This is a genomic window from Actinoplanes sp. NPDC051513, assembly GCF_044454685.1.
Lineage (GTDB): Bacteria > Actinomycetota > Actinomycetes > Mycobacteriales > Micromonosporaceae > Actinoplanes.
In genome coordinates, this window is record NZ_JBITDW010000026.1 from 19685 (window position 1) to 31559 (window position 11875).

At 71.5% G+C, this 11875-nt stretch carries 9 protein-coding genes; 5 read left to right on the plus strand and 4 right to left on the minus strand.

Annotated elements, in window-relative coordinates; all coding sequences use genetic code 11:
• Window positions 1-84: 84 nt before the first annotated feature.
• The gene (locus ACIA5D_RS42875; RefSeq protein WP_396036397.1) at window positions 85-861 is read left to right on the plus strand and encodes an NPP1 family protein; all 777 of its coding nucleotides are present in this window, start codon (window positions 85-87) and stop codon (window positions 859-861) included.
• A 35-nt stretch (window positions 862-896) separates the two neighbouring features.
• Window positions 897-2825 (plus strand): protease pro-enzyme activation domain-containing protein, encoded by a 1929-nt coding sequence (locus ACIA5D_RS42880; protein ID WP_396036398.1) that lies wholly within the window; start codon window positions 897-899, stop codon window positions 2823-2825.
• On the opposite strand, the gene ACIA5D_RS42885 is transcribed toward ACIA5D_RS42880, so the two are convergent.
• Genes ACIA5D_RS42885 through ACIA5D_RS42900 form a run of 4 tightly spaced genes read right to left on the minus strand, consistent with a single transcriptional unit; the run spans window position 2822 to window position 9715 of the window.
• The gene (locus ACIA5D_RS42885) at window positions 2822-6577 is read right to left on the minus strand and encodes a hypothetical protein (RefSeq protein WP_396036399.1); all 3756 of its coding nucleotides are present in this window, start codon (window positions 6575-6577) and stop codon (window positions 2822-2824) included. The two genes, ACIA5D_RS42880 and ACIA5D_RS42885, sit on opposite strands and share 4 nt — an antisense overlap.
• Window positions 6578-6623: 46 nt before the next feature.
• Entirely contained in the window at window positions 6624-7529 is a 906-nt protein-coding gene (purU, locus tag ACIA5D_RS42890; RefSeq protein WP_396036400.1) for a formyltetrahydrofolate deformylase, read from the minus strand.
• A 1-nt stretch (window position 7530) separates the two neighbouring features.
• Entirely contained in the window at window positions 7531-8385 is an 855-nt protein-coding gene (locus ACIA5D_RS42895) for a methylenetetrahydrofolate reductase (protein ID WP_396036401.1), read from the minus strand.
• A gap of 4 nt (window positions 8386-8389) precedes the next feature.
• Window positions 8390-9715, minus strand: a complete 1326-nt coding sequence (locus ACIA5D_RS42900) for an aminomethyl transferase family protein (protein WP_396036402.1) — start codon at window positions 9713-9715, stop codon at window positions 8390-8392.
• A 107-nt stretch (window positions 9716-9822) separates the two neighbouring features.
• On the opposite strand from ACIA5D_RS42900, the gene ACIA5D_RS42905 reads away from it, so the two are divergent.
• The 3 genes from ACIA5D_RS42905 to ACIA5D_RS42915 all read left to right on the plus strand — a co-directional run bounded on the left by ACIA5D_RS42905 (window position 9823) and on the right by ACIA5D_RS42915 (window position 11809).
• Complete coding sequence (locus tag ACIA5D_RS42905) at window positions 9823-10752, plus strand: LacI family DNA-binding transcriptional regulator (RefSeq protein ID WP_396036403.1); 930 nt, start codon at window positions 9823-9825, stop codon at window positions 10750-10752.
• A 266-nt stretch (window positions 10753-11018) separates the two neighbouring features.
• On the plus strand, window positions 11019-11486 hold the full coding sequence (locus ACIA5D_RS42910) for a hypothetical protein (protein ID WP_396036405.1): 468 nt from the start codon (window positions 11019-11021) through the stop codon (window positions 11484-11486).
• On the plus strand, window positions 11483-11809 hold the full coding sequence (locus tag ACIA5D_RS42915; protein ID WP_396036406.1) for a winged helix-turn-helix domain-containing protein: 327 nt from the start codon (window positions 11483-11485) through the stop codon (window positions 11807-11809). Before ACIA5D_RS42910 ends, ACIA5D_RS42915 begins: the two co-directional genes overlap by 4 nt.
• Window positions 11810-11875 lie beyond the last annotated feature (66 nt).

Genomic DNA, 11875 nt, shown 5'->3' on the forward strand with positions numbered 1-11875 from the left:
CTTATTGACTCGGCTCGATTCGACCGGTCACGATCTCGGAACCATCGCCAATCACGGCGAAATGCGACGAAGGGTCACCGACTCATGCGCCGTACCCGTCCCACCGCCCGGATCTTTGTTGCGTCGGCAATCGCCGGGCTCCTCATTGTGGTCCCCGCCACACCCGCCTTCGCCGACCCTCCCCACAACCTCCCGCAGAACGCCGGCGGGTACGAACAGTCGTTCTCCCCGGCCTACGACTACGACACCGACGGCTGTTACGCCGTCCCCGCGATCGGTCCCGACGGCACCCTCAACGGCGGTCTGAAGACCACCGGCGCCGTCAACGGCAGCTGCCGCGACCAGTGGGACCTCGACAACTCCCAGACGTACGCCCGCTCGAAGTGCAACAACGGCTGGTGCGCGATCGTGTACGCCAGCTATTTCGAGAAGGATCAAGCCGTGGCCGGCAGCGGTCTCGGCGGCCACCGGCACGACTGGGAACACGTCATCTCGTGGGTCAACCAGTCGTCCAACCAGGTCGACTACGTCACCACCACCCAGCACAGCTCCCAGGTCACGTACGCCCGCTCGCAGGTCCGCTTCGACGGCAGCCACCCGAAGGTCGTCTACCACAAGGACGGCGCGTCGACCCACTTCTTCCGGCTGGCCAACACGAACGACGAGCCGCCGGAGAACCACTACCACAACTGGCGCTACCCGCCCCTGGTCGACTGGAACGGCTGGCCGGCCGTCGAGCTGCGCGACAAGCTGATGGCCGCCGACTTCGGCTCGGCCACCATCAAGATCAAGGACGGCTCGTTCGAGTACCTGCTCGGCGTCTCCGAACCGGCCGGAATTCCGTTCGACCCCAACGCGTAGCAACGAATCGGCGGCCGCCGATCATCTATGGAGGTATGAAACCACTACATCCGTGGCACGCCGCGGCCGTCGCCCTCGCGGGCGGGGTGCTCATCGTGCCGGGCGGGGCGGCGATCGCCGCCCCGCCGCAGGGTCGGGTCGTGCTTCCGTCGCCGATCGCCGGGCAGCTCGGCGAGGCCGGGCCGGCCGCCGACCCGAACACCGAACTGCACCTGCGCGTCTTCCTGGCCGGTCAGGACCCGGCCGGTCTCGCGCGGGCGGCGATGGCCGCGGCCACCCCGGGCACCCCCGCGTACGCGCGCTATCTGTCCCCGGCGCGTTATCGGCAGCGGTTCGCCGCCACCGACGCGCAGATCGCCAAGGCCCGGGACTGGCTCACCGGCCAGGGCATGACCGTGACCGCGAGCAACGCCCACTACCTGGCGGCCGACGCGACCGTGGCCGAGGCGGGCGCGGCGTTCGGCGCGACGTTCCGGGTCTACGAGGGCGACTGGTCGAGCACGGTGGCGCCCGGCGGCGACGTCTCGGTGCCCGCGTCGTTCGGGCGGGACATCGTCTCGGTCGACGGCCTGACCACCTGGATCGACAACGGTCCCAAGAAGGCGGCGGCGCCGAGGAAGGCCGCCGCCGATACCTACCCCTGCTCGCATTGGTGGGCCGAACACAAAGTCGAAATCCCCGACGCGTACGGGCACCCGACCGCACCCACGCAGGTGTGCGGCTACACCCCGCAGCAGATGAGGCAGGCGTACGGCGTGACCGGCAGCCCGTACACCGGCAAGGGCGCCACCGTCGCGGTCGTCCTCGATGGACGCTCGCCCACCATGGAGGCCGACGCGAACCGGTTCTTCGCCGCCCACGGGGTAGCCGGCTTCGCCCCGGGCCAGTACTCGGAGAACCTCCCGGCCGACTTCGACTGCAGCGAGTGGCCCGACGGCGACAACCCCGAGGAGGCGCTCGACGTCGAGACCATCCACATCATCGCCCCGGACGCCAAGATGGTGTTCGTCAGCGACGGCTGCAAGTACGACGGCTACTCGCAGCTCGACGCGTACTACCGGATCGTCGACGACCACCTGGCCGACGTGGTCACCGATTCCTGGCCGCTGATGGAGGACGGTGTCTCGCCGGCGCTGATCGCCGGGTGGGAACTGATGCTCCAGCAGGGCGCGATCGAGGGCATCGGGATGAACTTCGCCTCCGGTGACTACGGCAACGAGACCGGGAAGGGCGAGGTGCCGTTCCCCACCTCCGACCCGTGGGCGACCGGTGTCGGCGGCACCAGCCTGGCGCTCGGCCGCGACGGCCGGCGGCTCGCCGAGTGGGGCTGGGGCGACACCGTCGCGGGCATCGGACCGGACGGGTACACGTCCGCGCTTCCCGGCACGCTGGACATGGGCGCCGGCGGCGGGCTGAGCGCCAAGCTGGCCGAGCCCGCCTACCAGCGGGGCGTGGTGCCCGACCGGCTCGCCGGCGGCAGCCGGGTCGTCCCCGACGTGGCCGCCGACGCGGGCACGTACTGGCTGGTCGGCTATACCGCGCCGGACTATTCCGCCGGGGCGGCCGAGCGCGGGACGGGTCCCTTCGACACCGGCCCCGACCCGGGCCCGCCGGTGTACGGCGAGCACCCTTCCGGCGGCGGCACGAGCGGCTCGTCGCCGATCCTCGCCGCGCTGCAGGCCGACGCGAAACAGGCCACCGGCCACGCCCTCGGCTTCGTCAACCCGGCGCTGTACCGGCTGGCCCGCACCGGCGCGTTCCACGACATCCGCCCGGTCGACCCCGCGGACCCGCCCATCATGGCGGGCGTCCGCTACTGCATGGGCGAGGCCGAGTCCGAGCCGTGCCTGACCACCCTCGGCGACGACGGCTCGCTGAAGGTGACGCCCGGCTACGACACCGTGACCGGCATCGGCACCCCGTCGAGCACCTTCGTCACCGCCTTCCGCGGCCTGCGGCGCTAATCGCGGCAGAGGGCCGGCGGTTCCCTGCCGCCGGCCCGATCCGCCGGGGCGACCATCGCGCAGAGCCGCCGCACGGCGTCATCGGGGTCGAGCCGCCAGATCCCGACCGTCCAATCGTTGAGCCCGGCGATCAGCGTGCGGCTGTCGGCGGTGAAGCGGATCTGCCCCCAGTTGTTGCTGTTGCCGCGCACCTCGGCCACCTGCTCCCCGGTTGCGGCGTCCCAGAGCAGGATCAGCCCGTCGGTGGTGTCGGTGGCGGTCGCGATCAGGCGGCCGTCGGGCGACCAGACGACCCGGGTGGTCGGCGCCGTCTGCGTGCCGACGTCCCGCAGCGGGGCGAGACCGTCCACGGTGAACAGCCGGGCCGTCCGATCGACCGTGACCGCGACGGTGGTCGAGCCGGGGTCGACGGCCATCTCATTGAGTGGGTGCGACGGCATCTCCCGCGAATCGACGAGGGTGAGGCCGGGCGTCCGGAAGCGCCAGATTGCGCCGTTCTGCTGGCGCTTCTCGGCATCGCTGCGGTTGGAGGTGACCAGCAGGTATTTCCCGTCCGGCGTGAAGGCGGGCTGCATGGAGAGGTGGCCGGGCAGCCTCAGCTCCGCGACCTTCGCGTACGTGCGGGTGTCCCACACGATCACATCGGGCTCGTCGCCGTCCTGGACCTTGTCGTTCCGCTTGGTGGCGGCGGCAAGCGGATTGGTGGCGACCGCCAGCATGGCGCCGTCGGCGGAGAAAGCCAGGCTTCCCGGAAAGAGGCCGGCGCCGACCCGCAGGGTGCGGCGCAGGCGTTGCCGGCTGTCGTAGACCAGCACCTGGCCGTCGTTGAAGGCGGCCGCGAGCGAGCCGTCCGGCCCGTAGGCGAGCCCGAGCGGACCCTCGTCGGCGTCCGCCGGGATCGTCGTGCGGAGGCGGCCGGTGCGCGGGTCCCAGATCCGGATCACCGGATCGTTCGAGCCGGTGGCGAGCCAGCCGCCGGCCGGGTCGACGGCCAGGTGCGTGGCGGGCTGCGGCAACGCGCCGCTCTGGGCGGTGAGGTACTCCACCTTCCACCCGGTCGAGGGATGCCGCGCCTCGGCCGGGCTGCCGTCCTTCAGCCCGACGCTGAACAGCGTGTCGTCGGCCGAGAAAGACACGCCGGCGGCGTCCGGAATCCGGGCCAGCGTGGTCGCCCCGGCACGGTCCAGGAGCGCGCCGCCGGCCGGGCCGGCGAGGGCCAGATAGGCGCCGTCGGCGCTGACCGCCAGGCCGAGTCCCGGCGGCACCGGGACGGGCATCGACCTGCGCAGCGCCCCGGTGGCCGGATTCCATTCGCCGATCATCGCCGTCGTGACGCCGGAGCGGGTGGACAGCAGGGCCGAGGAGTCGGGCAGCCAGGCGACCGCGCCGAACGCGTCGAACCGGCGCAGCAATGTGCCGGTCGTGACGTCCCACAGGGCAACGCCCCGGTTCTCGATCGTGGCCGAGGCGAGGTACTTGCCATTCGGGGAGAACGCGAGCCACTGCAGGTTCGTGTTCTCCCTTTCGTGCTCGGTGGGGTGAAGCATGGCCGGACCGATCCGCTGGAGCTTCGCCGCGTCCCACAGCTGGATCTCGCCGTCCAGGTAGCCGACCGCCACGAACCGGCCGTCGCCGCTCACCGCCACGTCCGCCGCTCCGGTGCGGCCGCCGAGCCGGCCGATCATCTGCGTCTGCTGTGCGAAGATCAGCGCGTTGCGGGCCTGCGGGGTCGGCGACATCTCCCAGGCCCGCAGTGCCTTGTCCACCGCGGACAGCGGTTTGGGCCAGTGCTCGTTGCGCGACTCGGCTGCCAGTTGCCGCGAGGTCGCCAGCCGTCCGCTCGCGCGGGCCTGCCGGCCCTGGTCGAGGGCGACCAGCCCACCCGCCACCACGAGCAGCAGCGCCACCGCGAGCCTGGCCACCAACCGGCGCAGCCGCCGGGTCGTGCGCCGCTCGGCGAGCTGGCGGGCCTCGGCCGCCGCCGCGGACGCGGTCAGGAAGCGGCGTTGCGGGTCGGGCAGGTCCGCTCGCCCGGACGCCCACTCCCGGGCCTCGGCCAGGCGGGAACCCCGGAACAGGGCGTCCGGGTCCTCGCCTGCGGCCGCCCAGTCGTGCGCCGCCTGCGTGAGGCGCTGCCGCAGCAGGATCTCCTCGCGGGCGCCGGCGAGCCAGCCCGCGAGCCGGGGCCAGCCGTCCAGCAGCGCCTCGTGGCTGATCTCGACCGTGTCGTCGCCGGCCGTCACGAGGCGCTCGGCGATCAGCGGGCGCAGCACCGGCATGGTCACCTCGGCGAGCATTGCCCGCCGGCGCACCGCGAGGCCGTCCACAACGGTCACGAGGCCGAGCAGCTCCGCGCGCAGCGCTTCGCGGCCGGGTTCGTCCAGCGTCGCGTACACCCGCTCGGCGCTCGCCGCGACCGCCCGCCGGATCCCGCCGGTCGCGTGATAGCCCGCCACCGTCAGGGTGTCTCCCTCGCGCCGCTCCCAGGTGGCGCGCAACGCGTGCGCGAGCAGCGGCAGCGCGCCCGGCTCGTAGTCGCGCAGCAGCACCTCGACCAGGCCGGGCTCGACCGCGAGTCCGGCGTCGCGGGCGGGGGAGGCGATGGCCCGGCGCAGCTCGTCGTCGCTCAGCGGCCCGACCACGACCTGGCCGGGGCCGAGCAGGGCGGCCATCGGCGGCAGCTCGGTGCATTGCTGATAGAAATCGGCGCGAACCGCGATGACCACCAGCGTTTCGGGTACGGCGGTGAGCGCCGCCACGAACGCGGCGCGCTCGGCCGGGTCGGGGCACTGGGTGAACAGCTCCTCGAACTGGTCGACCAGGATGATCCGGCGGCCCTCGGGCGGCAGGCCGGCGCGCAGGGTCGCGAGCGGGGTCGCGCCGGGCGTCATGATCAGCCAGGGCCAGGCGCCGCTGCCCTCGCCGAGTCCGTCGTCGGCGACCAGGGGGAGCAGGCCGGCCTTGAGCAGCGAGGACTTCCCGGCCCCGGACGCGCCCACGACGACCAGGGGCGGGCCGCCGAGCAGGTGTTCGTCGAGGCGGCCCAGCAGCTGCCGGACAAGCTGCTCGCGGCCGTGGAAGAAGGGCGCGTCGCCGATGTCGAAGGACGCGAGGCCGGGATAGGGAGCGACATCTCCGAGATGTCGCCCGGGTGAAGAGGGCTCGGTCGAGCCGGGGCGCAGCGAGCGGATCAGCGACGTCGTGGCGGCCAGCGCGCCCAGCACCCGGGTCGTGTCGCGCCGTTGCTCCTCGATCTGGCGGTTGAGCCCGAGGCGGATCTCGTCGAGCACCCGCCGGGTGTCCACGGCCAGGGCCTGGAGGCTCTCGAAGGCGGCGGCGAACTGTTGCCTGCTCTCCGCGTCGGCGGCCAGCAGGGTGGCCTCGACCGCGCCGATCGCGTGCAGCAGGGCGGTCAGCTCGTCCCGCAGCCCGGTGTCGCCGGCCTCCAGGCGGGACAGCAGCTCCTCGGCGACCGCGTCCCGCCAGTCCTGCTCGCGGGGATCCATGCGGGCGGCCGTCGTGGCGAGCGCGTCGGCGAGGTAGTTGCTGCCCATGCCGCCGAGCTGGTTCAGCGCGGCCGAGTACTCGGCCGGGGCGCCCAGGGCCGCGCCGGCGATCGGGGCGACCGCCGACGCGGACAGAAAGGCGAGGATCGCGTACGGAGTCGCGCGGCGCACTCCGGCGCCGGTGGCGCGAACCCAGGATCGGATGCCGTTGCGGGCCCGCTCGGCGGGGGAGGGCGTCGTGCTCATCGACGCTCATGGTGTCATGGAGTGTCCATTGTGTTCCTGATGGTCATCACGCGAAGACAATCGTGTGGTTCTCGTGCCGGATCACGCGGTCCTCGCTGTGCCACAGCACCGCCCGCGACAGCACGTCGCGCTCCACGTCGGCGCCGCGGCGCTGCAGGTCGGCGACGGTGTGCGCGTGGCTGACCCGCACCACGTCCTGCTCGATGATCGGCCCCTCGTCGAGGTCCTCGGTCACGTAGTGCGCGGTCGCGCCGACCAGCTTCACGCCGCGCTCCTTGGCCCGCGCGTACGGCCCGGCGCCGATGAACGCCGGCAGGAACGAGTGGTGGATGTTGATGATCGGCACGGCCACCTTGCCGATGAAGCCGCCGGAGAGGATCTGCATGTAGCGGGCCAGCACGATGAAGTCGACGTTGCCCTTGAGCAGCCCCAGGTGCTGGGCCTCGGCGGCCGACTTGTCCGGGCCGGCCGACGGCACGTGGAAGAACGGGATGCCGAACGCGCGCACCTCGCCGGCGGTGTCCGGGTGGTTCGAGATCACCATGGCGATGGTGATCGGCAGCTCGCCCCGGCGGTGCCGCCACAGCAGGTCGAGCAGGCAGTGGTCGGCCTTCGACGCGAAGATGGCCACCCGGTGCGGGATGGACAGGTCCCGCAGCCGGAACTCGAGCTCGAATCCCTTGCCCAGCTGGGAGTTCAGGTCGTCGTCGATGTGCGGCAGCGCCGCCTTGAGGTTGTCGAGGCTGAACACCGTACGTTGAAAGAACGCCCCGCCGTGGGGGTTGTCGCTGTACTGGTCGAGCGAAACGATGTTGGCCTTGTGCTTGCTCAGCACCGCGCCGACCGCCGCGACGATGCCGGTGCGGTCGCGGCCGTGCACGATCAGCGAGGCCTGGTTGTGGGTATGTGTGGGCGACGGCGCCTGAAGCGGGGCTTCCTGGGTGATCGTCACGTCAGCCCTCCTTCCTGAAGTTCGTGATCCAGTCCGACGTGGCCCGCAGGCCGCCGAACGTGTAGAAGTGCAGCCCGACCTTGCCGTGGCGGGCCGGGTGGTAATCGGTGGCGAGGGTGCGCAGGAAGCGGTCGGGGCCGGCCGTGCCCATCAGGTTGGTGAGCGACAGGCCGTACTTGCGGGCGATCGACGCGCCGGCGCCGACGCCGAAGCGGCCGGCGAAGCGCAGCAGGCGGCGGACGCCGGCCGGGCCGGGGACCCCGATCCGCACCGGGGCGTCGATGCCCTTCTCCCGGGCGGTCTCGATCCAGTCCAGAACGGGGTCGACGTCGAAGCCGAACTGGGTGATGATCTCGGCCCGGATACCCCGTCGCGTGATCGCCGCGTACTTCTCGCTCAATGACGACCAAAGCTCTATGTCTGAAATATCAGGATGTCCTTCTGGATATCCGGTAATGCTCACCTTGCCGACACCGTACTCCTCCAGGGCGCCGGACTCGATCACCGACAGCGCGTCGTCGTACGGCCCGTGCGGCTCGCTCGGATCGCCGCCGACCACGAAAATTTCGTCTGCGGCGCCCTCGGCCCGCAAGGCCGCGAGAAACTTTCGCAGCTCCTGCTCGGAGGTCAGCCGCCGGGCCGAGACATGCGGCACGGGAACGCAGCCCTGGCGCTTCACCGCACGAGCGGCGGCCACCCGCATCGCGAGGTCTTCGTTGCCGAGAAAGGTGACGTTGATCCGGGTGCCGGGCGGGATCGTCGCTTCCCGCAGTTCGGCGACGTCCTTGCCGGTCATCTCCAGCGAGAAGTCGCTCAGCAGCAGCCGTTGTTCGCTCGCGATGGGTGTCTCGGTCATGCTTTCAGTCCCTGCGGTACTGGGTGCGGGCGTGCTCGTTGTAGGGCGCGGGCTGCACGGTGGCGCGGATGCGGGGCAGGCCCAGCTCGGCGTCGGCCGGGGTGCCGGCGCCCGGGTGGTCGCCCCAGACGACCTCGACCCGCGTGCCGGGGGTGGCGTGCTCGGCGTCCACCAGCGAGAGCGCGATGACCGCGTCGTAGGGCGCGAGCGAGGCGGTGTGATACGTGGTCCCGGCCAGGCCGTCCTTCGTCTCGATCCGGTTGCGGGCGTAGCTGAGCACGAAACCGTTGTCGCCCTCGAGGAATTCCCGCGCGTCGTCGTTGTCGAAGACCAGGGTGACCTTCTGGAACCGTACGGAATCCCGGGCCTTTCGCAGTGCCTCGCGACCGAGGAACTCGTGGTCGAGGTGGATCAAGCGGCCGTAGCCGAGCTCGTAGGGCGTGACGTAGTAGTCCTCGATGTCGTCGGAGTAGAAACTTCCGTGCAGCGGGCGCTGCCCCTCGATCCCGAAGAACGGCAGCCACCGACGGTATTCCGCCAGCTCGGGGTGGGTGTAGATGGCGGGCGTCGGCGACGGGATCCAGCCGCTCTCGACCGAGGCTGTCGTGTAGGCCAGCGCACCGACGTGCACGAGCCCGAATTTCTCGCCGGCTTTCAGCAGAGCCTCTTTCACGTACGGGGCGTCCGCGCCATCGCCGATGAACTCGTAACCCGGCTGCCCGGCCATGCCGTGGCGCAGCGCGCGGAAAGTGCGGCCGTCGAGCGTGACGTCGGCGGTGTGGAAGAACTTCGTCGGCGGCAGCGGCCCGCCGAAGACGCTCTCGACGAGCTCCTGCGCCTGCGGCCCCTGGAGCTGGTAGCGGAAGAGGACCGGGTCGCCGCTCGGCGCCCGGAACGCCGACGAGGGGTCGGTCCGGAACCTCACGTCGTAGCCGCCCCGCTCGCCGTGCCACTGCACCCAGTGCTGGGAGGCCGGGACGCCGCTGAGCGTGTACTCCTGCTCGCCGCGCCGCAGGAGGATGCCGTCGGTGACGATGAGCCCGTCAGCGTTGACCGGGACGATCTGCTTGGCCTGCCCGATCGCGAACTTCTCGTAGTTGTTCGCGCTGACCGCGGCGAGAAGTTTCGTGGCGTCGGGCCCCTCGATGAACAGGTCGTACATGTGGTGGGAGAGGTCGGAGATCGCGACGCCCTCGTGCCAGGCCTTCTGCTCATCGCGCCAGCCGACGTACTCCTTCTCGACGACCTCCGGGTTCCACGGCTGCGCGCCCGGTTTCCAGAGCATCCGCATCGGTGAGCCGGCCTTGTCGATCCCGTCCTGAAGGTTCACTCTTCCTCCTGGTAGATGGGCACTTAATCGAGCTAGCACTAAATCGAGCTAGTGACGAAAGCTACAGGCATGTTTCGGGGAATGACAAGCCCCGGTAACGTTCAGCCATGACCGAGACCCGCCGCGCCACGCTCAAGGACGTGGCCGCCGCAAGTGGCGTCTCGCGGGCCACGGTCAGCTTCGTGCTCAACGAGACCCCGAACCAGACGATCTCGCCGGCCACCCGCGAGCGCGTCCTGCGCACGGCCCGCGACCTGGGCTACAAGCCGCACGGCATCGCGAGGGCGCTGCGCGAGGGCGCGTCCCGCATCGTCGTGCTGCACATCGAGAGCGGCCTCGAGGGAAACTATTCGCGCAGCTACATCCGCGGCCTCGACCACGAGCTGGCCGCCCACGACCACGTCCTGCTGGTGCGCCACGGACCGCCGACCGACGCGGCGACCAGGCAGATCCTCGATGCGATCCGCCCCCGGGCGGTGCTGCGCTTCGGCGAGATCTACCGCACCGGCCACGAGCTCGACGACGTCGGCGGCTGCCGGCACGACGGCCTGGCCGCCCACGCCACCATGCAGATCCGCTACCTGGCCGCGCGCGGCCACAGCCGGATCGCCCTGGCCACCCCGGCCGACCCGCCCCTGGGCGAGGTGCGCCTGCGCTTCGCCGACCAGGCCGCCCAGGCGTCGGGCATTCCGCCCCTCGTCTCCCTCGTCGTGCCGCGCCCGCGCTCCGCCGGGGCCGACGCGCTCGCGTCCTTCCGCGCCGGCCACCCGTCGGTGACCGCGATAGCCGGCTACGACGACGACACGGCCCTGCGCACCCTCACGGCCCTGCACGACCTCGGCGTGTCCGTCCCGGCCGACCTGGCCGTGATCGGCTTCGACGACACCGAGTACGGCGCCCTGGCGACCCCGGCCCTGACGACCATCCACATCGACGCCGAGGCCCACGGCCGCCGCGCGGCCCGCGCCGCCCTGGGCCTCGACACGGAGGGCCTGACCCCCACCCGCGGCGAGGTCATCGCCCGCGATTCCGCCTGAGGCCGAGACGCCGTCCCGCTGCTGCGTCAGGAGGCGGCCCCTCTACGCCGCCGAGGTCGCGGAGCCGGAGGCGGAACGCGAACGGCACAGCGCGCCGACGAAGCTGGGGCGCCATGGCTGGTATGCCCCGGATCTCGGCATTCGGCAGATGACGGCAATCCGCGATGGGGTCGCGGACACTGCCGATCACATCGAAGGGCTTGGAAAGTAGTTTCCCATCGGTATAGACTTTCCAATTAGGAAAGTAGATGCCTGAGGGGGAAGTCATGATGGATCCCATCGATGCCGAGCTCGCCCTCGCCGAGGTGCGGGTGCGCCGATCCCAGGCGATCGACGCCAGTTCCGTCCCTTCGTGGTTCTGGCCGTCGATAGGCGTCCTCATGGTGCCTTTCGTGGCCGCGGTGGAAAGCGAGCGGCCGTGGCTCGTCGCGCTTGGCTCCGTCGCGTACGCCATAGGCCTGTCGATTTTGATCGTGATGGTCGTGCGGCGGGCGCGGGTGCAGGTCAGGGCCTCCCTGCTGGGGGTGCGCGGGTTCGTGGCGATCTTCGGGTTCAGCGCCCTGATGGTCGGGGTGGGGCTCGGCCTCGGGCTCACGCTCGAGACCGCCGGCGTGCCGTTCCCGGCGACGCTCGCCACCATCCCGGTCGCGATCGGGCTGGCGGTCGGCGGCCCGTTGCTCATGGGGTTCCTGCGGCGGCTCATGATGTCGCGGCCGCTGGCGGGGTCGCGGTGACCGCGCCCGGCTTCGACGAGCTCATCCACGCGCCGACCCGGTTGTCGCTGGTGAGCCTGCTGGCCGCGACCGAGTGGGCGGGCTTCCAGTACCTGCGCGATGCCGCCGGCCTGTCCGACTCGGCGCTCTCGAAGCAGCTCACGACCCTCGAGGACGCGGGCTACGTCGAGATCCACAAGAGCTTCGTGGGCCGCCGGGCGCGCACCGCGGTACGGCTGACGCCGGTCGGCCGGCGCGCGTTCGAGGCGCACGTGGCCGCGCTGCAGGAGATCGTGGCCCGCGCGGGACTGACCGTGGTTCCCGACGCGGCCGGCCCCCTGTGACCTACCGGGCCGGGATCGCGACACCGGCGGTCCCGGTCAGCTCGGCCAAGCTGCGCGCCGCCGGCT